The following is a 23,879-nucleotide window of genomic DNA, read 5'->3' as shown; positions in this document are numbered from 1 at the left end:
TCCTTGTTTTCAACTTGGCATGGGGCTGAAAAAGGATTTGACCGCTTCTACGCATGGCTAGATCCTCTCTTCCATCTAAAAAATAAGGGTTTAAATCTCTAAAACTTTCTACATAAACTTATTTTCTAATTTTTGCTGAAACGACTTTTCTTGCTTACGTAATAGTTGACTACCTCGCTGTAAAAGAGCTGTTCCGTATTTATCATTAATTTGATTAATAACAGCAAGTAACGGCTCTTCTTTCGCATCTTCTTCAAACGAAAACAAATCTAACTGTTTCACCGATTCTGTCTTCCACTCTAATTCAGTAGCTGTAACACCTAACAGACGAACAGAATCACCATCCCAGTGTTGCTTCCATAAACGGGATGCCGCTTGAAAAATAACCCGTTCTTCCCATATTGCATTTTTCAATTGTTTACTCCGTGTTACTGTGCGGCGATCATGGTATTTAATCATAATTTGAATGTTATAACTAACGAGAGTTCGTTTTTGTAGCCTTTTGCTTACTGATTTCGATAATCTTTCTAACATATCAAGTAATTCTTTTTCTTCGTCCATATCCTTTGAGAAAGTCATCGAATTTCCAACGCTTTTATGTTGTCCCATTTGATTCGGGTCAACTTCCCTGTCATCCATACCTTTTGCACGTTTTTGTAAATCAACACCATGCTTTCCAATTTTAGCGCGAATGATATGCTCGTCTCCTTTTGCTAACTGTTCAATTGTATGTATATGAATGTCTTTTAATTTTTCAGCTGTTTTCTCTCCGATTCCATGCATCTCTGCAACTGATCGTGGCCAAATGATTTCTGGGATATCACGTTTTCGAAGTACTGTAATACCAAGAGGTTTTTTCATATCTGAAGCAGTCTTTGCTAGGAAAAGATTTGGAGCGATTCCAATGCTACATGGAAGCTGTAACTCTGTTAGTAACGCTTGTTGAATCATCTTCGCTATTTCAGGAGGCGAACCGAGCGCATAGCAATCTGTAATATCTAAATACCCTTCATCTATAGAAACTGGTTGTATTTTTTCTGTAAAACGGGAAAGAATTTGAAACATTTGAAATGAAGCTTCTCGATATAATGTAAAATTAGGATGCCTCACAACTAATTGCGGACATAATCTCTTTGCTTCCCATAGAGGCATCGTCGTACGTATTCCATTTTCTCTCGCCTCATAACTACATGTTATGATAATCCCTTTTCTCTCTTTTTCATTCCCCGCAATCGCTAATGGCTTTCCTTGTAATGATGGGTCATGAGCAATTTCAACAGATGCGAAAAAACAATTCATATCTACATGTAAAATAACACGTCCATTTTTCGGATACATTTCTCGCATACTACTCACCCCTCAAAGAACATTTGTTCCTTCATTATATCAAATTTTTTTAAAAGTTATACTAATTATTGGCTTTTCTCTATCTATTTTTTGCTATACTGTACGTAACAAATGGATATTATTGTAAAGGAGATGAATCGTTATGAAACAACATAATAAACTCAATTATGTATTTATTATTATTATAGTAATCCTTGCGATTAATTATTTGTTACTTCCCCTTTTTAACATTAACATTTACGCTTTAGGAATCTTCTCTCATTTCATACGTTTTACAACAACTTATGTACTTCCATGGGTCTTCTTATATTGGCTTATCCGCCTTGTGAAAGCACTTGAATCAAAATAAAAAAAGACGTGTAAACCATAATTGGTTCACACGTCTTTTTTACTTACTTCGCTACTTCTTCGATAATAGCTACAACTAATTCTGCTGTTTTCGCTAATTCTTCAACAGGAATTTTTTCATTTGTTGTATGAATTTCTTCATAACCAACTGCTAAGTTAACTGTTGGGATACCATGTCCTGCGATTACGTTCGCATCACTTCCGCCACCACTTTGGTGAAGAGAAGGCGTACGACCGATGTTTTCAGCTGCACGTTTCGCAACTTCTACAACGTGATCGCCAGCAGCAAACTTAAATCCTGGATACATAACGTTTACTTCAACGTCTGCATGACCACCCATTTCTTTTGCAGTTGTTTCAAATGCTTCTTTCATTTTTGCAACTTGCACTTCCATTTTCTCATTTATTAAAGAGCGAGCTTCTGCAAAGATTTGAACATGATCGCAAACGATATTTGTTTGTGTACCACCTTCAAAACGTCCAATATTTGCAGTTGTTTCAGAATCGATACGACCAAGTGGCATCTTTGCGATTGCTTTTGCTGCGATAGTAATTGCAGATACACCTTTTTCTGGTGCTACGCCAGCGTGAGCTGTTTTCCCACGAATAATCGCATTCACTTTCGCTTGTGTTGGCGCTGCAACTACAATTTCACCAACTTTTCCATCACTATCTAATGCATAACCATATTTTGCTGTAATACGCTCACGGTCTAACGCTTTTGCACCAATAAGACCAGATTCTTCTCCAACTGTAATAATAAATTCAATTTTACCATGAGGAATGTTTTTCTCTTTTAAGACACGAATCGCTTCAAACATAGATGCTAATCCAGCTTTGTCATCGGCTCCTAAAATTGTAGTACCATCTGATACGATATATCCATCTTTAATAGAAGGCTTAATTCCATTACCAGGAACTACTGTATCCATATGAGAAGTGAAATAAATTGTATCAACACCGTCTTTTGTTGCTGGTAAAGTACAAATTAAGTTACCTGCACCATGACCAGTCACACCCATCGTGTCATCCTCAAATACTTCTACACCTAAAGCAGTAAATTTCTCTGTTAACACTTTGCAAATTTCTGCTTCAAATTTTGTTTCAGAATCTACTTGTACTAACTCCATAAATTCATTTACTAAACGTTCTTGATTAATCATAAGACTGCGCCTCCTGCACTACCATTATGTATGTAACAACATTAATTATAACAGAATTTCGCAAAAGTTTCGAAATACAAGACAAAAAACAGATGGTTAACACATCTAGATACCCATCTGCCTTCTATTACTCGTTTAACAATACCCAGCGCATATGATCTTCCCAGATGCCATTTACCATTAGCATTTTTCGAGATACACCTTCATATTGAAATCCTATCTTCGTCACTACTTGTATAGATGCTAAATTTCGTGGCATAACTGGTGCTTCTATACGATGTAAATGAAATTCTTCAAATGTAACTTGAATTGCTTTTCTAAGCGCTTCTGTTGTGTAACCTTTATTCAATTCTTCCTTATCTAATTTATAGCCAAGTACACAAGATTGATAAATTCCGCGAACAATTAGATTAAATGAAATACATCCAATAATTTTTGTATCATCACCCTTTTTAAAAATCCAAAGCCTGATTATCTTACCTTCCGCGAACTCTTTTCTATCCTTTTGTAACTTTTTCTTTTGATAATCTAACGTGAAAAAACCCTCCGGTCTATACTCTTCCCACGCTTTTAAAAATTCACGATTTTTGTCGTAATATTGAAGAACTTTTTCCGCATACGACTCATCAATTTCTCTTAAATGTAAACGATCTGTTTCGTATATTTTCATCATCGTATCTCCATTCTTCATGCTTGCATAACAAAAAACTAGTACTCTATCTTTTAATATATTCTCTACACACACACACATTTCCTGTTCTACTTTACACACACTTCTCGAAATTTGTCATTTCTCTCCCCTTGTCCACAATTTCATTTCTCGTTACAATGAAATTGTACTGATTTGCAAGGAGGTTTAACGATGCATAAAAAAGCTCAAAAAATTATGGTTTATATAATGCTAATTTCTATGCTTGTAACAACATTACTTACTGGCGCAAGTATGTTTTGGTAAAAAGGACGATTCACTCGTCCTTTTTTTACTGCTTACACATACAAAATAGACCATCTCGAAATCGAGATAGTCTATCTTGTATTGAACATTTTATTATTATATATATATTACAATTGCTACAATGCTAAAGGAAAAGGCCATTACAAGTGCTATTACAAAACTTGTATATTGTTTCTGCTGAAATGCCCCAATAACAAAAGTAAGATTGAGTAATGCCATAAATACAATCGCTACAACGTAAGAGCATATATTAAAAGTTGCCAATATGAATGTAATAACAAATAGAAAACCAACACAAAACTGCATGTAAGAAATTTTTGGATTTAAATACATATGAGCAACCCCTTTACTCAATTATCTTTATATATTCTCATTAACGCATGGTTATGTACACATGTCAAGACAACTTATAGAAAAGAAAAAAGCCAACCGTTTCGTTGACTTTTCCAAATGCTATGGCCCCTTTTTCCTTTGCCAATTGCTGAAATGATTTTTTCGATTTCACAATCGATACTTTCGTTCCAAGTGGAATACGATCAAACAAATATTCCACATCATGTTTCTTCATTCGTATACATCCTTGCGAAATATATTTTCCAATTGAACTAGGCTGGTTTGTCCCGTGTATCCCATACTTACTTCCATCCGTTCCTCTTGCATTAAATCCCATCCACCTCGATCCAAGTGGATTTTTTGGAGAGCCCCCAGGAATATCCTTCGCAATATAATAGGGATCCTTCGCCTTCAATACAATGTCAAAGGTTCCTTCTGGGGTTAATTCATTTGTTTTCCCTGTCGCTACTGGAAAAACCTTTTGGATCTTCCCATCATCAATGTAAGCTAGTTTATTCGTTGCTTTATTTACAATTATAAAAGGATCTCCAGCACGTGGATTATCACCAAGAGGCCAGATTGGTGATAGAGAAAGACATAATAATAAAGAAAGAAGATACGGCATATATAATTCCTACCTTCTAAATAAGTTCTTTTATATTATCCTTTCCCTTAAAACGACTTTTAATGAGTAAATATTGCTCCATTTCATACACAAGTTGAACAAGTTTCGCACGTATCTCAAATTCTTCTCGCGAGACTGGTAAAGGCATTTCTCTAAATACTTCTCGCATTTCTTGAAGTTGTCTTAACGAAATGACCCCTGTACTTTCAGGACGAATAGAATTCCCTATATTTTCAATTACGTCTGCAATCATATCAGCTTGTTCATACGTCCAAGATAGTGATGCAGCTAATGGTATCATTCGCTCCAAAATTTCAAATTGTTGCATACGCATATTAAAATAACGATAGTAATAGTCATCTTCTCGCATAAATGCATTCTCAAGTTTTTTAAATGATAAATCTTTTGCTTCTTTCAGCATCATTTCTGTTTCAATTAATTCGGCCCCACTCCAATTACTATCTCGATTTCGTAAATAAACGACCATTTCAAACAAAATCGTTCTGAAATGGTCTTCTATTTTCCCTTGATACTCTTTCAGTTTATTCTCACTGCTTGGCATGTACATGTTTACTAATAAAGCGACACTAATTCCAATCGTTAATATAGCAATTTCATTACCAACTATAGACCATGTAATTTGCTTTAATGAATACAGATGCATAACGATAACCGAACTCGTGACAATCCCTTCTTGAATTTTGCACATAACTGCAGTCGGAATAAAGGTAAGCAGTAATATGCTAATCGCAAATGGTGTATAACCCATCGTTTCAAAAATACAAAACGCAAATACCATCGATAATACACAAGCTAAAAAACGGTGCAACGATACTTGAACGGATTTTCGTTTCGTATTTTGCACGCATAAAATGACTAAAATACCAGCTGAACTATAAAATTCTAATCCTAATAACTGAGCAATAAAAACTGCCGCACCCGTTCCAAGCGCTGTTTTCACTGTTCTATATCCAATTTTAAACATATCATTACCCCTATATGTATAAATGTATTTAAAAATAGTATAAAAAAAGGATGACGCTATGTCATCCTTTTCTATCTATTGTTCACTTAACCTTTACATATTACAATATCTTTTGCAAAAATTCTTTTGCACGGTCACTTTTTGGTGCTGTAAAAAACTCTTCCGGATTACTATCTTCTACTAGCTTTCCACCATCTAAAAAGAGAACGCGGTCTGCTACTTCTTTTGCAAATCCCATTTCATGTGTAACGATTGCCATCGTCATTCCTGTCGTAACTAATGATTTCATAACTTCTAACACTTCTTTCACCATTTCTGGATCTAGCGCAGAGGTCGGTTCATCAAATAACATAACTTCCGGTTCCATCGCTAACGCTCTTGCAATTGCTACACGTTGCTTTTGTCCACCTGAAAGACGATTTGGATATGCATCTTTCTTATCTAATAACCCCACTTTTTCTAGAAGTTTCTCAGCTTTTTTTTCAGCCTCTTGCTTCGTTACTCCTTTTACATTGATAGGAGCATACGTAATATTTTCCAATACAGTCATATGAGGGAATAAGTGAAAATGTTGAAATACCATTCCGACATTTTCACGAACGTGCATAATATTCGTTTTCGGATTCGTTACTTCTTCCGTTCCAATCCAAATGTGACCAGCTGTCGGTGCTTCTAGTACATTCATACAGCGTAAAAACGTTGACTTTCCAGATCCAGACGGTCCGATAATTGCAACAACTTCTCCTTTTTCAATCGTTGTTGTAATTCCTTTTAATACTTCATTTTTTCCAAATGATTTATGAAGGTTGTCAATTTTAATCACTTTTCTTCATTCTCCCTTCAATTGCCTTCCCGACTAATGTAAGAATAATTACTAATATATAATAAATAAGGCCAACAAACAGTAATGGCTCAAGATATTTAAATGTTTCACCGCCTACAATATAAGCACGGCGCATTAAATCAGTCGCTCCTATTACAGTTACTACAGCCGACTCTTTCGTAAGTGTCGCAAACTCATTCACAAGCGCTGGTAATATATTTTTTAAAGCTTGAGGAAAAATAATATTTCTCATCATTTTACTGTACGGAATACCTAAAGCCATTGCTGCTTCTGTTTGTCCTTTATCGACCGCTTGAATGCCGGCACGAATTACTTCTGACATATATGCACCTGAATTTAAGCTAAATGCAAGTACAGCTGCTAAAAAGGCTGGTATCTCATATCCAATCATTTGCGGAACACCGAAATAAATAATCATTAATTGCAATACCAGCGGTGTGCCACGAAATATTGACGTATAAATATCTGCTGCAATGTTTAGTACTCTTATTCTAGCAATTTTGCAAAGCGCTAATAACGTCCCTAAAATAAATCCTGCCAAAGCTGATGCAGCTACAATTTTCAATGTAACTTCTAAGCCCTTTAATATATATGGTATTGAAGGCGTAATTGCCGAAAAATCTAGATTCATCCTTTTCATTCCCCTCACAGAAAAGTGAAAGGCAGCTTATTTTCCGCTGCCAAACCATTTCTTCACTAATTTATCCATTTCTCCATTTTCTTGCATTTTCTTAATTACTTTATTAAATTCTTCTGTTTTATCACTGTTTTTCGGAAGGGCAATTGCTGCACCTACTTCTTCTGGTGCTTCTTGAATTTCAGCCCCTTGTAGTTCTTTCATTTTTTCTAAATAATTTTTTGCAACTGTGTCTTCTATAATTGCAGCGTCAAAACGACCAGCTTTGATTTCTTGTACGATTTCTGGTATACGGTCACGTCCCTCTGCTTTGAAATCGACTTGTTTTTTAAATTCTTCTGCTTTTTCTTCTTGAATTGATCCTGTTTGTACTCCTACTGTTTTACCTTTTAAATCTTCTAAGGATTTAATATTAGAACCCTTTTTTGAAACAATCATATTTTTAGCAACAAAATAAATATCTGTGAAATCAGCATTATTTTTACGCTCTGCAGTTGGCGTCATACCTGCCATAACGAAATCAACTTTTCCTGAGCTAAGAGATGCTAATAATCCTCCAAAATCCATATCTTTCACTTTCACTTCATACCCAAGTTCTTTTCCGATATATTTTGCAATATCAACATCAAAGCCGATAATTTCATCACTTTTTGAAGCTTCCACGTATTCATACGGTTTATAGTCTGCTGAAGTCCCCATAACGAGTACTTTTTTATTCTCACTCTTCGTCTTTTCTTCCCCATTACTACAAGCACTGAACATACTTACAATTAAAATAAGTGCAAATGATATTGATAATAACTTCTTCATCTTTCTTCCCCCTAATAATGTATATTTAAAAGTTAAATAGAATATTTATTCGATGTTTGTATTGTATCAATACTTTCATTTTTATGCAACATTTAAAATAAAAATAAACACAAAAACATTATTAAGTTCGTTTCCACTGCATAAAAACATGCATAAATCAACATCTCTATGCATGTCCAATCATTATAAAAAATAAATAAAAAAGCGGTACGTCCACTTGTTCCTGAACGTACCGCTTTTTCTCTTCCTTATAGTTCTTCGCAATTATCTTCGAAGTAAGATTGTAGTTTTGCAATTACTTGCATTGGTTCATGACCTTCAATTTCATGACGTTCTACCATCGTTACAATTTTTCCATCTTTCAATAAAGCAAATGATGGAGATGAAGGTGGATATCCTTCAAAATATTCACGAGCTCTTGCTGTTGCTTCTTTATCTTGACCCGCAAATACCGTTACAAGGTGGTTAGGGCGTTTATCATAATGTACGGAATGTGCAGCAGCAGGGCGAGCAATACCGCCTGCACAGCCACATACAGAGTTTACCATTACAAGTGTTGTACCATTTCTTTTAAATGCTTCTTCGACTGCTTCTGGTGTCGTCAACTCTGTATATCCCGCAGAAACGATCTCTTCACGCGCTTGACGGACAACATCATTCATAAAAAAGTTAAAGTTAATCAATCTTTTCCCTCCTCTAATTCTACCTATTTGTATCTTACCAGTTAATGTTTAGAGAATACAAGTAAGTTTACTTGTATTTGAGCGTAGAAAAGGTGTTAGAGCTCTTGCTCTAACACCTTTTCTTAATGACCTCGATGTTTTTGCTTTGCCTTTTGTACTTTTATTAAACGTCTTCTTTGCTTTTCAGCTTCTCGTTTCTCTTTAGATTGCACTCGCTTTTCTTGTTTATGCAACTCGTAAGATAAACTAATTGCCTCTTGCGCTTTTGTATAACGTTTTTCATTTACTTCTTTGGCCGATTGCCGTATGATACGCTTACTATTTTTCGGGCGCTGTTTTTCTTTAATCTCCACACCAAATCTTGCAAAGTGCTGGAAATACGCTAACATTGGACCATTTACAAATATAAGTACTTCTTCATCTGATGGTTCCGTCCCAAAAATATACTTTGCTCCAAACAACTTCCCTTTTTCTTTGCGAGTAATAATTCCCACAAAAAATTGACCATCATGATATACTGTCAACTCCATTGACAGCCCCTCCTTAAAAAAATTAGAAATACTGGACATCCCGGAGGGGAAGGTTACTGACATAAAATCATGCGTCTGGACTACCAACCAGATCTGTGTTTTTGTATTTCTTCCACTACTATTATATCTTTTTTTCCATAATTTTCATATATTCCACAATCATTTTTTTATGCGATCCTACAATATAATCAGGTAGCTCTGTTACCGGGAAGAATCTAAGCTGAACCGCTTCTTCTTTATTCATAACAAAATTCCCTTCGTATTCATCGGTATAATAGGCTGTCGTTACGGATTGAAACTCATCACCGTTTGTTAATTTTGTAAAGTAGTTCGCTCCAGAAAATACATTGATTAATCGGAGGTTCTTTACTTCTATTCCTGTCTCTTCATATACTTCACGGTAAGCTGTTTCTTCTGGTGATTCACCAAGCTCCATTAGCCCGCCAGGCAACCCCCATTTTCCGTACGGCTCTGTTCGCTGTTGTAATAAAACATAACCATTTTCATTTATAACGAGTACAACAGCACCAACTAAAATTAAAGGGCGATGACCAACTACTTTTCGTAACTCCTCTACATATCCCATGGAAACACCTCCCATTTTTCCGTTGTTCACACTATTGTATCATATGTATGAAACGACAAAATGCGTATATTTTTCATTTTTTTAACAAAACATTTATTTTATGCGCTTCATCAACTGTAGCTAACATAATGGATTCGATTTCTGCACTCTTCTCTAAACACTCTTTCGCCCACTCTTCTGTTTTTCCTAATAAAGCGAGAACATCTTGCTGAATTCTTCCATCTTTCACTAATATAAAAGCAACTGGATATTTTTTCCCCGCCACTTTAAGATCAAGCCGAGAAACTGCTTCATATTCTGGATACTGAAATATAGAAACAACACCACTCGCTTCCCACAATGCTAATTTAATCGTTTTAATATCGCTCACATTTTGTACGCGAAGTTCCGAAAATAAATACTCCACCGTAATTCTCGCTTTTTTTAAGTTACTAAAATCAATGGAACCATTATGTATAAGAATAATAGGTGCAGGCTCTAAAAAACGTCTCCACCTATCCCATTTCAACATTAAAACAGAGCTTATTATATGAAGTACAACGAGTATGAACGTTGTAATCATCGAACCGAGTAATCCAACCTTTTCATCTGATAATGCGTTAGAAATATTCCCCCCTAATAATAACACTAGTACAACGTCTAAAAATCTTAGTTGCGCAATAGACCTTTGCCCCATCGCTTTCGCAACAAGAATTAAAAATATATAAGCTATAATCGCTCGGATAACCCATTCGCCATTAGAAAGATGCCGTGCTCCTTCAAAAATATGCATAACTTTGCACTCCTTAAACGTCGCAAACTACAATTCTGTCTTAGTTTGCAACGTTTAAGGGCATATATGTAAAAAAGCTGATTCGTTTAAAAACGAGTCAGCTTTTTTTTACTTAACTGAAAACATATATTTTTTATACGTTTTCCGTACCGATAATATGAGCCCCATCATAATCATATTCGAGAATAAGGAACTTCCCCCATATGATAAGAAAGGTAACGCGATACCTTTTACAGGCATTAATCCAACGATCATACCAATATTTTGGAATATTTGAACCGTTAGTATTCCTATTGATCCAGCACATAATAATGTACCAAATAAATTATCAGCAGAATAACCGATAATAATTGTTCGATAAAGTAGTAACAGGAACAAGAACACAACTAGTGCTGCTACTATAAATCCGCCTTCTTCAGCAATTGTAGCGAAAATAAAGTCCGTGTGTTTCTCCGGAATATAGACGCTCCCTTCACCGTACCCTTTACCTTCCATACCTCCACTACCTACAGCTAAAATCGATTGCTGCGTTTGATAGCCTTCATTTGCATTTTCAAATGGATCTAGCCAACCTATAATACGTGATTGTTGGTGAGGTTTTAACAGAGTAACTAATTTATTAAAGAAGAAATCTGGATATTTTACAAATATAAATATTAATGTAGACAATATGGTCACCGGAATGACTGTACATATCGCAATTAATTTCTTTTGAATTCCTGACATAAATAAAATACATGCGATAGCTGCTGCATATAAGAACACCATTCCTGTGTCTGGTTGGCTATATACAACGGCCATAGGTGGAAGAGATACTAACATAATTTTCCCGACTAATTTCAAATCAGTTTGGAATGTCCGGGCCATATACTGAGCATTATGTTTCACCGCTAAACTGGCTATTATGAGAAGCAATGAAATTTTGAAAAACTCCGATGGCTGAATTTGTCCAGCTACTGGAAAAACAAACCATCTTTTTGCACCTAATTTTTCAGGTGTAAAACTGGAAACCGGTAGTATTTTCAAAAGAATAAGTGAACCAAACCCAGCGATATAAAGTGGCCAAGACAATTTTTGCCATTGATCTAAGTCGATGCTTGCAACAAGAAGTAACAATACAACCCCAATTATGTAGTTAACTCCCTGCTTCATAGCAAAGTTTGCATCTCCATACTGTCCGGTTTGCTGACTGCTATATATAGCAGCTATACTCGTAACACATAGTGCACACAAAATTAAAATTAATTTTACATCTAAACTTTTTAGAAACTCGGTACTTCTTTTCATGACATCCTCCTGAAACATTGTTACAGCAAAATAAAAAACCAGGAGTCAACATTCTTCATGTTTTGACGACTGATTACACATTATCTATAAAACACTTATATAGAATAACTCTCTTTTTCATACAATACAATATATTATACTACAGTTTCATCAGTAAGATTTGCCAAAAAATTATTCTTTTTTTATTTTATATCTATATACCATATATCAGCAATGTATTTTCGCAAATTCCTAATACATGATCATTCATTGTAAGATTACTGGGAAAGGTTTGTACATATAGTAGGATACAAATGAAGAAATGAAATGATAAAAAGCTCGCAAACGCGAGCTTTTTATTAATATACAGATGTATTGTTCTCTGACGTATTTTCTAAAATTTCTTTTACACGTCCTAAGAATTTACCACAAATTAAACCATCAAGTACACGGTGATCAAGTGATAAACATAAGTTAACCATGTCACGAGCACCGAACATACCATTATCCATAATTACTGGGCGTTTTACAATTGATTCAACTTGTAAAATAGCCGCTTGTGGGTAATTAATAATACCCATAGATTGAACAGAACCGAATGATCCTGTGTTATTAATTGTAAATGTTCCGCCTTGCATTTCATCAGCTTTTAATGATTTCGTGCGTACTTTTCCTGCAAGTTCTGTAATTTCGCGAGCGATACCTTTAATTGTTTTCTCGTCCGCGTGCTTAATTACTGGTACAAATAGTTCTTCCTCTGTTGCAACAGCGATAGAAAGGTTAATGTCTTTCTTCTGAACGATTTTATCGCCAGCCCACATTGAGTTAATTTGAGGATATTCTTTTAGCGCTTGTGCTACTGCTTTTACGAAGAAAGCAAAGAACGTTAAGTTAAAGCCTTCACGCTTTTTGAAATCGCCTTTAATTGAGTTACGGTATGATACAAGGTTTGTCACATCTACTTCAATCATCATCCAAGCATGAGGTGCCTCGTGTTTACTGCGTAACATATTTGCTGCAATTGCTTTACGCACACCTGTTACCGGAATCTCGATATCTCCAGGCATTGTCGGCACAGAAACTGGTTTTGCAGCTTCTACTTTTTGTGCTACCGGTGCTACTGCCACTGATTTTGGTGCTTCTGGGCGCTCTGCTACTGCAACAACTGCCTCTTTCTTCGCACCTGCTTGCGGAATATTTCCAGATTCCACTAGCTTTAAAATATCTTTACGAGTAATACGGCCATTTGCCCCCGTACCTTCTACTAAATCTAAATCAACGTTATGCTCACCCGCAAGTTTTAACACAGCTGGTGAAAAACGTGGTTTTCCATCAGTTGGTTGTTTTGCTTTCGGTGCTTTTTCAGGCGTAGTTACTTCTGCCTTTGGTTCTTCTTTCGTTTTTTCCTCTACAGTTGTTGCTGCTACTTCATCTGCGCCTTCTACTTGAATGACACAAACAACTTCACCTACAGCTAACGTTTCACCTTCGCCAGCTATTAACTCTTTCACAATACCAGTGAAAGAAGATGGTACTTCGGCATTTACTTTATCAGTCATTACTTCTGCAAGTGGATCATACTTGTTTACGTGATCGCCAACATTAACGAGCCATTTACTAATTGTACCCTCTGTAACGCTCTCCCCGAGCTGAGGCATTGTGATATTTTCTACAGCCATGTATAGTCCCCCCGATTAAAATTCCGCAAGTTCACGCATTGCTTTTTCAACTTTATCTGGATTTACCATAAAGAATTTTTCCATTGTTGGTGCATATGGCATTGCCGGAACGTCTGGGCCTGCAAGACGTGCGATTGGCGCATCTAAATCAAACAGACAATTTTCAGCAATAATTGCTGCCACTTCACTTATGATACTTCCTTCTTTATTGTCTTCTGTTACAAGAAGAACTTTACCTGTTTTAGAAGCTGCTTCAATAATCGCTTCTTTATCTAACGGATACACAGTACGTAAATCAAGAATGTGTGCAGAAATGCCATCTTGTGCTAATTTCTCAGCTGCTTGAAGAGCAAAGTGAACACATAATCCGTAAGTAATAACAGTAATATCATCACCTTCACGTTTTACATCTGCTTTTCCGATTGGTAATACGTAATCATCTTCTGGCACTTCACCTTTAATTAAGCGATATGCACGTTTATGTTCGAAGAATAATACTGGATCTTCATCACGAATTGCTGCTTTTAATAAGCCTTTTGCATCATATGGTGTAGAAGGGATAACAATTTTTAAACCTGGTTGGTTTGCAAACATCGCTTCTACAGATTGTGAATGATACAATGCACCGTGAACACCTCCGCCAAATGGCGCACGAATTGTAACTGGACAAGTCCAATCGTTGTTAGAACGATAACGAATTTTTGCTGCCTCAGAAACAATTTGGTTTACTGCTGGCATGATGAAATCAGCAAACTGCATTTCAGCGATTGGGCGCATACCATACATTGCTGCACCAATTGCTACCCCAGCAATTGCAGATTCTGCAAGCGGTGCATCAAGTGCACGATCTTCACCAAATTGATCATATAAACCGTGTGTCGCTTTAAACACGCCACCTTTTTTACCAACATCTTCTCCTAAAACGAATACTTTCTCATCGCGTTCCATTTCTTCGCGCATTGCTAATGTAATAGCATCAATATAAGACATTACAGCCATGAAACGTTCCCCCCTATTCTGCGTATACGTGCTTCAATGCATCTTCAGGTGCTGCATACGGAGCATTTTCTGCATATTCTGTTGCTTCATTTACGATATGCATAATTTCATCTAACATTTGTTTTTCAAATTCCTCAGTTAACACGCCAACTTCTTTTAAATAAGCTGCAAATGTTATAATTGAATCTTTTTTCTTCGCTTCTTCTACTTCTTCTTTATCACGGTAAACACGATCATCGTCGTCACTAGAATGTGCTGTTAAACGATATGATACTGTTTCAATTAAAGTTGGGCCTTCACCACGACGACCGCGGTCTGCTGCTTCTTTAACAGCTTTATATACTGCAAGCGGATCGTTTCCGTCTATTGTATATCCAGGCATACCGTAACCAATTGCACGATCTGATACGTTTTTACATGCTAATTGTTTTTCAACCGGAATAGAGATTGCATATTTATTATTTTCACACATGAAAATAACAGGTAGTTTGTGTACACCAGCAAAGTTTGCACCTTCATGGAAATCACCTTGGTTTGAAGAGCCTTCTCCGAATGTAACGAACGTTACTAAATCTTTCTTCTCCATTTTTCCAGCTAGTGCAATACCAACTGCATGTGGTACTTGTGTTGTTACTGGAGATGAACCTGTCACAATACGATTTTTCTTTTGACCGAAGTGACCAGGCATTTGACGACCACCAGAGTTTGGATCTCCAGCTTTCGCGAAAGCAGATAACATAAGTTCTTTTGCTGTCATACCAAACGCTAATACAACACCCATATCACGGTAGTATGGTAATGCATAATCTTTCTCTCTATCAAGAGCGAACGCTGCTCCAACTTGTGCAGCCTCTTGTCCTTGACAAGAAATTACGAATGGAATTTTACCTGCACGGTTTAATAACCACATACGTTCGTCGATTTTACGTGCAAGTAACATCGTACGGAACATTTCTAATACTTGCTCATCACTTAAACCAAACTCTTCATGGCGCTTTTCTTTTACTTCTGCCATTTTTCATAACCTCCTAAATCCACATTTTTATGCGTGTAACGCTCTTCCATCTACAGCTAATGCAGCTTCACCAATCGCCTCAGATAATGATGGATGCGGATGAATTGTATGTGCTACTTCCCAAGGTGTTGCATCAAGTACTCTTGCAAGACCTGCTTCAGAAATCATATCTGTTACGTGTGGTCCGATCATATGAACACCAAGAATGTCATTTGTTTCTTCATCAACTACAAGTTTTACAAAACCGTCTGATTCTCCGTATACAAGTGCCTTTCCGATTGCACGGAATGAGAATTTACCTACTTTTAACTTATAGCCTTTTTCTTTCGCTTCTCGTTCTGTTAAACCAACAGAAGCAACTTCTGGACTGCTATATACGCATTTCGATACCATAGAATAATCAATTGGTGTAACTTCTTTACCAGCAATATGTTCTACAGCAACAATTCCCTCATGCGAAGCAACGTGAGCAAGTTGTAGGCCACCGATTACATCTCCAATTGCGTAAATATGAGATTCCTTCGTTTGATAAAACTCATTTGTTTGAATGTATCCTTTTTCCACAACAATATCTGTATTCTCTAAGCCCATATTTTGCGTATTCGCTTGTCTTCCTACAGATACAAGCATTTTTTCTGCTTTAAATGCTTTATTCTCACCGTTATGTTCAGCTTGAATTGTTACTCCATTATCTTTTACCAATGTTTCTGGTAATACTTTTGCACCAGTTACCACTTTAATACCTTTTTTCTTGAATAGACGCTGCATTTCTTTTGAAACGTCATTATCCTCTAGTGGTAATATGTTTTTCGCATACTCTAATACTGTAACTTCTACACCGAAGTCAGCAAGCATAGATGCCCACTCAATACCAATTACACCGCCACCAACAATAATGATCGAACTAGGAAGCGTTTCCATTTTTAGGGCATGATCCGAAGACATTACATACTCTCCGTCTAACTCTAATCCTGGTAATGAATTTGGACGAGAACCTGTTGCAACAAGTACATTTTTTGGAATTAACATTTCATTCTCTTCTCCACTTGCAAGTTCAACTGAAATTGTACCTGGCATTGGAGAGAAAATAGATGGGCCAAGAATACGGCCAATACCTTCAAACACATCAATTTTACCTTGTTTCATTAAATGCTGAACGCCTTTATGAAGCTGCGTTACAATCTTCTCTTTACGCTCTTGTACTTTAGCAAAGTTTAGTTCTACATTACTTGCAATAACTCCGAACTCTTCTCCTTTTTTAGCAGTTGCGTATACTTCCGCACTACGTAAAAGAGCTTTACTAGGAATACATCCTTTGTGTAAACAAGTACCACCAAGATTTTCTTTTTCAACAAGTGCAGTTTTTAACCCTAGTTGTGATGCACGAATAGCAGCAACATATCCACCAGTACCGCCGCCAACGATGACTAAATCATATTCTCTTGCCATTATCTCAACCCCTAGCTACTGTTTGTTTTTCTCGTACAACATATTCTTTTGGAGCTTCTTCTTCACGTAATACACGAAGTGCTCCTTCTGCTAACGCTTGTAATTCATCTTCTCCTGGATGTACGATAACATCTGCAATCCAGTGAACACGTTCTTTTATTTCATCGACAAGAATTTTACTGTACGCAAGTCCACCAGTTAATACGATTGCATCGATTTTCCCGTGAAGTACAGCACTAGCTCCGCCAATCTCTTTTGCAACTTGATATGCCATTGCTTTATAAATAAGAGTTGCTTCAGGATCACCTTTTTCAACCATTTGCTCTACTTTAATTGCATCGTTTGTACCGATAAGACTTACAAGTCCACCTTGTCCGACAAGTTTTTTAACCATTTCGTCTCGGTAATACTCACCAGAGAAACACATTTCAACTAATTGTCCTACCGGTACTGTACCAGCACGCTCTGGACTAAATGGTCCTTCTCCGTTTAAGCCATTATTAACATCGATAACTTTTCCTTTTTTATGAGCACCAACTGTAATACCACCGCCCATATGTGTAACTAATAAATTCAAATCCTCATATTTGTGATTTAATTCATCTGCTACTTTACGAGCAACCGCTTTTTGGTTTAATGCATGGAAAATACTTTTACGTTCCATACCAGCAATACCGCTAATACGAGCAATTGGCTCCATTTCATCTACAACGACAGGATCCACAATGAATGCAGGAATATTTAATCCCGAAGCGATTTCATAAGCTAGAATGCCCCCGAGATTTGAAGCGTGATGACCGCTAAACCCATTTTTTAAATCTTCTAACATCGCATTGTTTACTGTATACGTACCGCCTTCGATTGGACGAAGTAATCCACCACGTCCACAAACAGCGTTTAATTTTGAAATGTTAATACCATGAGAATGTAGAACTTCTAAAATCGTTTCTTTTCGAAACTCATATTGGTCGATAATTCGCTTATATTTCCCAATCTGTTCTACGTCATGACGAATAGTTTCTTCTAGAACGGGTCTTTCATTATCAAAAACACCAATTTTTGTGGATGTACTACCTGGGTTAATAACAAGAATTCGATTTACAGACAATGTTGCTACCTCCACTAATAAATTCAAAAGGAAGTGGGAACCTCATAAGAGGTAACCACACCTTTTGTAAAAGTTATATATGAATGATTAGCGACGGCTAATAATATCGTGACCGTTGCGTAAGTATGTGCTACGAGTGTTTTTCAAGCTTGCAATGCGCTCTTCAGCTAGACGATCCGCTGCTACATAAGTTGCTATGCCATCGCGTTTTGAAATTTCGATTACTTTTGCAATTGTGTCATAAATTGACTCAACACGTTTTAGTGCACGTTCTCTATTGTATCCATATAATTCGTCTGCTACGTTAATTACGCCACCTGCATTAATTACATAGTCTGGTGCGTATACAATACCCATTTCATGAATGATGTCGCCGTGACGATCTTCTTTTAATTGGTTATTTGCAGAACCCGCAATTACTTTTGCTTTAAGTTGTGGAATAGTTTCATCATTAACTGTTGCGCCTAATGCACATGGTGCGTAAATATCACATTCAACACCGTAAATTTCATTTGGCTCAACTGCTGTTGCACCGAATTCTTCTACTGCACGTTGTACAGCTTCTTTATTAATATCTGTAACGATTAATTTCGCTCCTTCAGCGTGTAAATGTTTGCATAGGTGATATGCTACGTTACCAACACCTTGAATAGAAATTACTTTTCCTTCTAGGTTATCTGTACCGAACGCTTCTTTTGCAGCTGCTTTCATACCACGGTAAACACCGTATGCAGTTACTGGAGATGGGTTGCCAGAAGAACCGAATGATGGTGAAATCCCTGTTACAAAATCAGTTTCTTCATGGATAATATCCATATCATCTACTGTTGTACCAACATCTTCAGCTGTAATGTAACGTCCGTTTAGTCCTTGAATGTAGCGTCCTAATGCACGGAACATCGCTTCGCTTTTATCTTTACGTGGATCACCGATAATTACTGTTTTTGCACCACCTAAGTTTAAACCAGCTGCTGCATTTTTGTATGTCATCCCTTTTGCAAGACGCAATGCATCTTCAATCGCCGCTTCTTCAGAATCATATGTCCACATTCTTGTTCCACCTAGAGCTGGTCCAAGTGTTGTATCATGGATTGCAATGATTGCTTTTAAACCAGATTCTTTATCTTGACAAAATACCACTTGCTCATAATCATATTTTTCTAAGTATTCGAAGATTTCTAATGTCATTGTCGTTTCCCCCTAATTGTTTTACCCTATTTGGTTTATTTTGAAGCAGTCGCAACTGCCAATGCTAATGAATATACTTTTGTTTCTGCTGAATCAGCACGTGATGTTAAAACAATCGGTGCTTTAGCGCCAGCAATCATCGCTCCTACCTTTGCATTTGCAAAATAGACGAGTGATTTATATAGCACATTTCCAGCTTCAATCGTTGGGACGAGTAAAATGTCTGCCTTACCTGCTACATCACTTACTATGCCTTTATGCTCTGCTGCAATTTGTGATACTGCATTATCTAAAGCAAGTGGTCCATCAACGACACAATTTTTAATTTGTCCACGGCGATTCATTTGAGTTAACATCGCTGCATCAATTGTCGCTTGCATCGCAGGATTAACAACCTCTACCGCTGCAATTGGCGCTACCTTCGGCAAATCAATTCCTATTGCCTGGGCAACTTCTACAGTATTTTGTATAATAGCAGCTTTTTGTGTTACATCAGGTGCAATGTTCATCGCTGCGTCTGTAACAAAAATAAGACGATCGTAATTTGGAACTTCAAACGCTGCAACGTGTGAAAGTACGCTGCCCTTACGAAGTCCCCACTCTTTATTTAATACAGCTTTCAAAATATTTGCTGTTGGGATGTTCCCCTTCATTAGCACATCTGCTTCGCCATTTCTTACGGCTTTAACAGAAAGTTCTGCAGCCTCAGCACTTGACGCTGCTGCAATCACTTCAATATGTTCTGAAGTTTGTAACCCATGCTCTTGTAGCATCCCTATTATTTTCTCTTGATTTCCATATAGACGAAATTGAGCTAGCTGTAACTTGATTGCTTTCGCTACAGCTTCAATTACTTCATGATCTTCAGCTACTGCTACAGCCACAGTTTTTTTAGGTTGTCCTGCTGCTTGATCAATTAAGTGTTCTAACTTCATATTTTGTAATCAACCCTTTCCGTCGTCCCTCGTCTATTCATTAAGCAAATACCGTGCCAACTTTTAAAATTGGTCTTACCAATAATGAAAACGCATTCAAAATGCAGTAAAATCAATACTTTGGAAAACAACTAAATATTCTGTCTCGTTTTGTCACTTTTTGTATACCATGCAATAAATTGCATGGTGCGCAATTTATTGCATGCTATTTTTTGCACAGTCGTGCTTTTCTATCTTGTAATATAAGTTTCGAACTGAAATCCCTAACGCTTTTGCAGTCTTCGTTTTGTTCCCATCAAATTTCTCTAAATATTCACGGATAATATTCCCCTCAAATTCTGTCACTAGGTGTTCAAGGGCCTTCTCTTCTAATTCAGGTAATAAATTATTTTGTTTCGTCTCTACTTGTTCTTCTTTATGTAAAGGCGGTAAATGATGTACATCAATATATATCTCGTTATAATTCATAAAGATAATAGCTCGTCCTAAAATATTTTCAAGTTCCCTAACATTCCCTGGCCATTCATATGATTGTAAATACGAAATGGCTGAATCGGTGAGTCCTTCTACATTACGACCATAATCTTGATTAATTTTTTGAATTAACCTTTCTGCAATCGCTGGTATGTCTCCTTTACGCTGACGAAGGGAAGGGATTTGAATCGGGATTTTATTTAAACGATAATATAAGTCCTCTCTGAACTTCCCTTCTAAAATAGCTTTTTCTAAATTCACATGCGTCGCAGCGATCACTCGAACATTAATAGGTATCGCTTTCGTTCCCCCTACTTTCACAATTTCTTTTTCTTGTAGCACACGAAGGAGCTTCGCTTGCGTATTTGCAGATAACTCTCCGATTTCATCTAAAAAAACACTTCCATTATTCGCTTCTTCAAAGAATCCTCGTTTCCCGCCTCTTTTCGCTCCAGAAAACGCACCTTCCTCATAACCGAATAATTCACTTTCTAATAAGGTCTCAGAAATAGCAGCACAGTTTACTCGTACAAACTTATTGTATTTTCGATTACTACCGTTATGAATAGCGTGTGCAAATAACTCTTTCCCCGTACCAGATTCCCCTCTAAGCAATACTGTTGCCGGTGTATTCGCTCCAAGTTTTGCTTGTTCAATAGCTGCCGTCGTTTCATCTGAATCACCAACAATATCATCAAATGAATATTTTGCTTCTAACGTTCGAATAATTTGTCTTGCCCTATTCAATTCATTTGTTAACTTTTGAATTTCTGATACATCGCGAATTACCCCGACGCTCCCTTTCAATATTCCATCAACAATAACCGGTGCTACGTTTACAATTACATCTCGCTTTTTTTGCCCAATCTTCATATGTATTCCTCGTACCGCTCGGCGCGTCCGAAGTACTTTCATATGCATACTTTCACCTTCTACAATATCAGTTGTAGCCGGCTTCCCTATAATTTCTTCTTCAGTCAAACCCGTTAACTTCGTATAAGCAGGGTTTATAACTAGTCCTCTTCCTTTCTCATCAACAACCGAAATCGCTTCCTCAGATGAGTTAATAATCGCCTCAAGTAGCGTTTGAATTTCTTTTAAGTCTGTAACTTCTTCCGCTAAATCTACAACTTCTGTAATGTCTTTAAAAATCGCAAATGCTCCTTGAACCTCTCCATCTTCTTTTAATATTGGAATACGCGTTGTAATGATCTTATTTTCATTTTCTAGCGTCAGTTCATGATTCACTTCTATTTGTTTCGTACGTATAATCCGAAGCAACTTACTCGTTGGAATAACTTCTAAAATATATTTTCCTATCGCCTCTTCTTTCTTATATCCGATAATACGCTCTGCACTTTTATTAAACAGACGAACTTGTCCCTCTTGGTCTATAACAATCATACCGTCGTGCGTAGAATTTAAAATTAAATTCCCTTGTTGCGTCTGTTCTTCTAGCTTCCCAATTAAGCTTTCCTTCTCATGCGCTAGTCTCGTAACAATTTTTGCAATATCCCCTGGTATAAGAAGGGTGTCTTTATGCTTGCTTCCCAATAAAACTTTATGTAAATCATAATCACCTGTCATATCAAACATTACATCAATATGCATAGAAAGAAACGGAGTTACACTATCACCAATCGGAGTCCCATATTCCTTTGCGATTTGTAATCCTTTCGCAATTGGATTAATATCAATAACTCCTACAATTTGAAATATATTCGAATTTTGTAACAGACTCAGTAGTATACTCCCACCTTCACCCGCTCCAACAATTAACACCTTTTGTTTCATACATTACACTTCCTCTCGAAGTATCTCTGCAAAATTTTTCACATCCTTATCTTACTCGTTCAGCAATCTCTTGACAAACCCCCTTTTCATATAACATCATTAAAATAAACAAAATAATCTGAAAAGGAGCGTTATGTATGCAGCGTTACCTCGCTCTATCATTAGCACTCATCCCGATTTCATTAGCCGTGCTTGGTATTAAACTAATGAGAGATACTGTATTTGGGATTTTATTCTCCCCAATCCCTATATTATGGTTACAATTTTTAATCGGCGCTCTTTGCTTTGCACTCGGGTTTTATATTTTCGGCGGCTTCGTCTTACACAGAGATCGTAAGAGAAATAAAGTGCAAGCCCGCTTCAGAAGGTAGAACAAAGTTTTCACATACCGATAAAAAAATGAGACCATTATATTAGGTCTCATTTTTTATCGGTAATAAAGTTCTTGCTGTTTCAGGATAATCAGTAATAATCGCCGATATGTTCATATCAAAATATTTACGCATAAGCGTTTCTTCATTTATCGTGTAAGGACGAACCTCTACACCACTTTCCATCGTTAATTCAGCGATGGCATCTTGAAGATAACGATAATTCGGATGCACTGCAGTAGCACCCATCTTTTTTGCATATGCCCACGGGCTATGCAAACCTTCCCGATACAAAATAGCTGTTTGAATATCAGGAGCCATCATATGGCACCGTTTCATACTATAGTGGTTAAACGAAGAAAATATAACACGATCCTCCAGACTAAACTTACGCACAAGTGTTATAACCTCTTCTTCTAAACCTCTGTATGGAATTTTATCATTTTTAAGTTCAATATTAAGTAGCAATTGCGTTTTTTCAAGCCATTCCAGTACCTCTTCTAAAAGAGGAATTTTACAAAAGCCTATTTTTTCACTAAATTTATAACTTGCATCTAACTTACATAAATCTTCGTATAAATAATTTCGAACAGCACCTTTTCCATTCGTCGTTCGATTCACAGTTTCATCATGAATAACGACAACTTTTCCATCTTTCGTTAATTGAACATCGAGTTCAATTCCGTCTGCCCCGAAAGCCTCTGCTGCTTCAAATGAAATCATTGTATTTTCCGGATACGTTCCCGCCGCACCACGATGCGCAAATATAAGAGTCATCCTCACTCCCCCAATCTTATGCTATACTATACGAAAAAGGAGGTACTTCTATGAGACCATTACAAATTTCTCCAGACACTGCAGTCCGCCTATCAAAAGCGTTAGGTGTTCCACTTGAACAACTTATGCATATGCCTCAGCATATTTTAATCCAAAAATTAGTTGAATTAGAAAAACAAAATAAAGACGAAGAATAATATAGTCCT

Annotated in this window: 27 protein-coding genes; 4 read left to right on the top strand and 23 right to left on the bottom strand. The window is 36.8% G+C overall.

Annotation, left to right across the window (positions count from 1 at the left end; genetic code table 11):
* Positions 1-108: 108 nt before the first annotated feature.
* A complete protein-coding gene (locus tag JTF23_RS06225; RefSeq protein WP_078172847.1) occupies positions 109-1,347 on the bottom strand; it encodes a DNA polymerase IV in 1,239 nt (412 codons plus the stop codon).
* A 142-nt stretch (positions 1,348-1,489) separates the two neighbouring features.
* On the opposite strand from JTF23_RS06225, the gene JTF23_RS06220 reads away from it, so the two are divergent.
* Entirely contained in the window at positions 1,490-1,696 is a 207-nt protein-coding gene (locus JTF23_RS06220) for a hypothetical protein (protein WP_002111704.1), read from the top strand.
* A gap of 43 nt (positions 1,697-1,739) precedes the next feature.
* On the opposite strand, the gene JTF23_RS06215 is transcribed toward JTF23_RS06220, so the two are convergent.
* Entirely contained in the window at positions 1,740-2,858 is a 1,119-nt protein-coding gene (locus JTF23_RS06215; protein ID WP_002111705.1) for a tripeptidase T, read from the bottom strand.
* A 127-nt stretch (positions 2,859-2,985) separates the two neighbouring features.
* A complete protein-coding gene (locus JTF23_RS06210; protein WP_033711020.1) occupies positions 2,986-3,531 on the bottom strand; it encodes a GNAT family N-acetyltransferase in 546 nt (181 codons plus the stop codon).
* A 189-nt stretch (positions 3,532-3,720) separates the two neighbouring features.
* Between JTF23_RS06210 and prli42 the strand changes: the two genes are divergently transcribed.
* On the top strand, positions 3,721-3,813 hold the full coding sequence (prli42, locus tag JTF23_RS06205; RefSeq protein ID WP_000549036.1) for a stressosome-associated protein Prli42: 93 nt from the start codon (positions 3,721-3,723) through the stop codon (positions 3,811-3,813).
* 96 nt (positions 3,814-3,909) lie between these two features.
* On the opposite strand, the gene JTF23_RS06200 is transcribed toward prli42, so the two are convergent.
* From JTF23_RS06200 to JTF23_RS06110, 19 genes are all read right to left on the bottom strand, one after another.
* Complete coding sequence (locus tag JTF23_RS06200; RefSeq protein ID WP_204208294.1) at positions 3,910-4,146, bottom strand: DUF3894 domain-containing protein; 237 nt, start codon at positions 4,144-4,146, stop codon at positions 3,910-3,912.
* A gap of 64 nt (positions 4,147-4,210) precedes the next feature.
* Positions 4,211-4,771 (bottom strand): L,D-transpeptidase, encoded by a 561-nt coding sequence (locus tag JTF23_RS06195; protein ID WP_016106120.1) that lies wholly within the window; start codon positions 4,769-4,771, stop codon positions 4,211-4,213.
* 16 nt (positions 4,772-4,787) lie between these two features.
* Positions 4,788-5,756: an aromatic acid exporter family protein gene (locus JTF23_RS06190; protein ID WP_204208293.1), complete on the bottom strand. Its 969-nt coding sequence runs from the start codon at positions 5,754-5,756 to the stop codon at positions 4,788-4,790.
* 100 nt (positions 5,757-5,856) lie between these two features.
* Entirely contained in the window at positions 5,857-6,579 is a 723-nt protein-coding gene (locus JTF23_RS06185) for an amino acid ABC transporter ATP-binding protein (RefSeq protein WP_002160561.1), read from the bottom strand.
* Positions 6,572-7,231 carry an amino acid ABC transporter permease gene (locus JTF23_RS06180; RefSeq protein ID WP_002160560.1) on the bottom strand — a complete coding sequence of 220 codons (660 nt, stop codon included), beginning with the start codon at positions 7,229-7,231 and terminating at the stop codon, positions 6,572-6,574. Before JTF23_RS06180 ends, JTF23_RS06185 begins: the two co-directional genes overlap by 8 nt.
* Before the next feature lie 36 nt (positions 7,232-7,267).
* Positions 7,268-8,047, bottom strand: coding sequence for a transporter substrate-binding domain-containing protein (locus JTF23_RS06175; protein WP_204208292.1), 780 nt, complete (start codon positions 8,045-8,047; stop codon positions 7,268-7,270).
* Positions 8,048-8,295: 248 nt separating this feature from the next.
* Positions 8,296-8,709 (bottom strand): BrxA/BrxB family bacilliredoxin, encoded by a 414-nt coding sequence (locus tag JTF23_RS06170; RefSeq protein WP_002015097.1) that lies wholly within the window; start codon positions 8,707-8,709, stop codon positions 8,296-8,298.
* 143 nt (positions 8,710-8,852) lie between these two features.
* On the bottom strand, positions 8,853-9,260 hold the full coding sequence (locus tag JTF23_RS06165) for a YjdF family protein (protein WP_199692605.1): 408 nt from the start codon (positions 9,258-9,260) through the stop codon (positions 8,853-8,855).
* A gap of 121 nt (positions 9,261-9,381) precedes the next feature.
* Entirely contained in the window at positions 9,382-9,846 is a 465-nt protein-coding gene (locus JTF23_RS06160) for an NUDIX hydrolase (protein WP_204208291.1), read from the bottom strand.
* A gap of 73 nt (positions 9,847-9,919) precedes the next feature.
* Entirely contained in the window at positions 9,920-10,618 is a 699-nt protein-coding gene (locus JTF23_RS06155) for a DUF421 domain-containing protein (RefSeq protein WP_199692607.1), read from the bottom strand.
* A gap of 108 nt (positions 10,619-10,726) precedes the next feature.
* A complete protein-coding gene (locus tag JTF23_RS06150; RefSeq protein WP_002111722.1) occupies positions 10,727-11,905 on the bottom strand; it encodes an FtsW/RodA/SpoVE family cell cycle protein in 1,179 nt (392 codons plus the stop codon).
* 338 nt (positions 11,906-12,243) lie between these two features.
* On the bottom strand, positions 12,244-13,563 hold the full coding sequence (locus JTF23_RS06145) for a dihydrolipoamide acetyltransferase family protein (protein WP_002111724.1): 1,320 nt from the start codon (positions 13,561-13,563) through the stop codon (positions 12,244-12,246).
* Positions 13,564-13,578: 15 nt separating this feature from the next.
* Positions 13,579-14,562, bottom strand: a complete 984-nt coding sequence (gene bfmBAB, locus JTF23_RS06140; RefSeq protein ID WP_000290070.1) for a 3-methyl-2-oxobutanoate dehydrogenase subunit beta — start codon at positions 14,560-14,562, stop codon at positions 13,579-13,581.
* A gap of 13 nt (positions 14,563-14,575) precedes the next feature.
* Positions 14,576-15,577: a 3-methyl-2-oxobutanoate dehydrogenase subunit alpha gene (gene bfmBAA / locus JTF23_RS06135; RefSeq protein ID WP_002111726.1), complete on the bottom strand. Its 1,002-nt coding sequence runs from the start codon at positions 15,575-15,577 to the stop codon at positions 14,576-14,578.
* 27 nt (positions 15,578-15,604) lie between these two features.
* The gene (gene lpdA, locus JTF23_RS06130; RefSeq protein WP_002111728.1) at positions 15,605-17,026 is read right to left on the bottom strand and encodes a dihydrolipoyl dehydrogenase; all 1,422 of its coding nucleotides are present in this window, start codon (positions 17,024-17,026) and stop codon (positions 15,605-15,607) included.
* A gap of 4 nt (positions 17,027-17,030) precedes the next feature.
* Positions 17,031-18,134, bottom strand: a complete 1,104-nt coding sequence (gene buk / locus JTF23_RS06125; protein WP_002111730.1) for a butyrate kinase — start codon at positions 18,132-18,134, stop codon at positions 17,031-17,033.
* 87 nt (positions 18,135-18,221) lie between these two features.
* Entirely contained in the window at positions 18,222-19,322 is a 1,101-nt protein-coding gene (locus JTF23_RS06120; protein ID WP_002111731.1) for a leucine dehydrogenase, read from the bottom strand.
* A gap of 35 nt (positions 19,323-19,357) precedes the next feature.
* On the bottom strand, positions 19,358-20,257 hold the full coding sequence (yqiS, locus tag JTF23_RS06115; protein WP_002199395.1) for a phosphate butyryltransferase: 900 nt from the start codon (positions 20,255-20,257) through the stop codon (positions 19,358-19,360).
* Between the two features lie 195 nt (positions 20,258-20,452).
* Complete coding sequence (locus JTF23_RS06110; RefSeq protein WP_002160552.1) at positions 20,453-22,525, bottom strand: sigma-54 interaction domain-containing protein; 2,073 nt, start codon at positions 22,523-22,525, stop codon at positions 20,453-20,455.
* A gap of 137 nt (positions 22,526-22,662) precedes the next feature.
* On the opposite strand from JTF23_RS06110, the gene JTF23_RS06105 reads away from it, so the two are divergent.
* Entirely contained in the window at positions 22,663-22,896 is a 234-nt protein-coding gene (locus JTF23_RS06105) for a DUF2627 domain-containing protein (protein WP_002111735.1), read from the top strand.
* Positions 22,897-22,938: 42 nt separating this feature from the next.
* On the opposite strand, the gene JTF23_RS06100 is transcribed toward JTF23_RS06105, so the two are convergent.
* The gene (locus tag JTF23_RS06100) at positions 22,939-23,673 is read right to left on the bottom strand and encodes a glycerophosphodiester phosphodiesterase (protein ID WP_016106125.1); all 735 of its coding nucleotides are present in this window, start codon (positions 23,671-23,673) and stop codon (positions 22,939-22,941) included.
* Positions 23,674-23,723: 50 nt separating this feature from the next.
* On the opposite strand from JTF23_RS06100, the gene JTF23_RS06095 reads away from it, so the two are divergent.
* Positions 23,724-23,870, top strand: a complete 147-nt coding sequence (locus JTF23_RS06095) for a YycC family protein (RefSeq protein WP_001247671.1) — start codon at positions 23,724-23,726, stop codon at positions 23,868-23,870.
* The last annotated feature ends 9 nt before the right edge of the window (positions 23,871-23,879 follow it).

Source organism: Bacillus sp. RIT 809 (assembly GCF_016892495.1).
GTDB lineage: Bacteria > Bacillota > Bacilli > Bacillales > Bacillaceae_G > Bacillus_A > Bacillus_A cereus_U.
This window is presented reverse-complemented; position numbering and strand designations above follow the sequence as displayed.

Excerpts from the sequence above, each read along its gene's own strand:
- JTF23_RS06145 (WP_002111724.1), bottom strand. The coding sequence starts at position 13,563 with ATGGCTGTAGAAAATATCACAATGCCTCAGCTCGGGGAGAGCGTTACA.
- bfmBAB (WP_000290070.1), bottom strand. The coding sequence starts at position 14,562 with ATGGCTGTAATGTCTTATATTGATGCTATTACATTAGCAATGCGCGAA.
- JTF23_RS06225 (WP_078172847.1), bottom strand. The coding sequence starts at position 1,347 with ATGCGAGAAATGTATCCGAAAAATGGACGTGTTATTTTACATGTAGAT.
- JTF23_RS06100 (WP_016106125.1), bottom strand. The coding sequence starts at position 23,673 with ATGACTCTTATATTTGCGCATCGTGGTGCGGCGGGAACGTATCCGGAA.
- JTF23_RS06210 (WP_033711020.1), bottom strand. The coding sequence starts at position 3,531 with ATGATGAAAATATACGAAACAGATCGTTTACATTTAAGAGAAATTGAT.
- JTF23_RS06110 (WP_002160552.1), bottom strand. The coding sequence starts at position 22,525 with ATGAAACAAAAGGTGTTAATTGTTGGAGCGGGTGAAGGTGGGAGTATA.
- JTF23_RS06165 (WP_199692605.1), bottom strand. The coding sequence starts at position 9,260 with ATGGAGTTGACAGTATATCATGATGGTCAATTTTTTGTGGGAATTATT.
- JTF23_RS06155 (WP_199692607.1), bottom strand. The coding sequence starts at position 10,618 with ATGCATATTTTTGAAGGAGCACGGCATCTTTCTAATGGCGAATGGGTT.
- JTF23_RS06180 (WP_002160560.1), bottom strand. The coding sequence starts at position 7,231 with ATGAATCTAGATTTTTCGGCAATTACGCCTTCAATACCATATATATTA.
- lpdA (WP_002111728.1), bottom strand. The coding sequence starts at position 17,026 with ATGGCAAGAGAATATGATTTAGTCATCGTTGGCGGCGGTACTGGTGGA.
- bfmBAA (WP_002111726.1), bottom strand. The coding sequence starts at position 15,577 with ATGGCAGAAGTAAAAGAAAAGCGCCATGAAGAGTTTGGTTTAAGTGAT.
- JTF23_RS06175 (WP_204208292.1), bottom strand. The coding sequence starts at position 8,047 with ATGAAGAAGTTATTATCAATATCATTTGCACTTATTTTAATTGTAAGT.
- JTF23_RS06190 (WP_204208293.1), bottom strand. The coding sequence starts at position 5,756 with ATGTTTAAAATTGGATATAGAACAGTGAAAACAGCGCTTGGAACGGGT.
- yqiS (WP_002199395.1), bottom strand. The coding sequence starts at position 20,257 with ATGAAGTTAGAACACTTAATTGATCAAGCAGCAGGACAACCTAAAAAA.
- JTF23_RS06105 (WP_002111735.1), top strand. The coding sequence starts at position 22,663 with ATGCAGCGTTACCTCGCTCTATCATTAGCACTCATCCCGATTTCATTA.
- JTF23_RS06195 (WP_016106120.1), bottom strand. The coding sequence starts at position 4,771 with ATGCCGTATCTTCTTTCTTTATTATTATGTCTTTCTCTATCACCAATC.
- JTF23_RS06220 (WP_002111704.1), top strand. The coding sequence starts at position 1,490 with ATGAAACAACATAATAAACTCAATTATGTATTTATTATTATTATAGTA.
- prli42 (WP_000549036.1), top strand. The coding sequence starts at position 3,721 with ATGCATAAAAAAGCTCAAAAAATTATGGTTTATATAATGCTAATTTCT.
- JTF23_RS06215 (WP_002111705.1), bottom strand. The coding sequence starts at position 2,858 with ATGATTAATCAAGAACGTTTAGTAAATGAATTTATGGAGTTAGTACAA.
- JTF23_RS06095 (WP_001247671.1), top strand. The coding sequence starts at position 23,724 with ATGAGACCATTACAAATTTCTCCAGACACTGCAGTCCGCCTATCAAAA.
- JTF23_RS06160 (WP_204208291.1), bottom strand. The coding sequence starts at position 9,846 with ATGGGATATGTAGAGGAGTTACGAAAAGTAGTTGGTCATCGCCCTTTA.
- JTF23_RS06170 (WP_002015097.1), bottom strand. The coding sequence starts at position 8,709 with ATGAATGATGTTGTCCGTCAAGCGCGTGAAGAGATCGTTTCTGCGGGA.
- JTF23_RS06120 (WP_002111731.1), bottom strand. The coding sequence starts at position 19,322 with ATGACATTAGAAATCTTCGAATACTTAGAAAAATATGATTATGAGCAA.
- JTF23_RS06150 (WP_002111722.1), bottom strand. The coding sequence starts at position 11,905 with ATGAAAAGAAGTACCGAGTTTCTAAAAAGTTTAGATGTAAAATTAATT.
- JTF23_RS06200 (WP_204208294.1), bottom strand. The coding sequence starts at position 4,146 with ATGTATTTAAATCCAAAAATTTCTTACATGCAGTTTTGTGTTGGTTTT.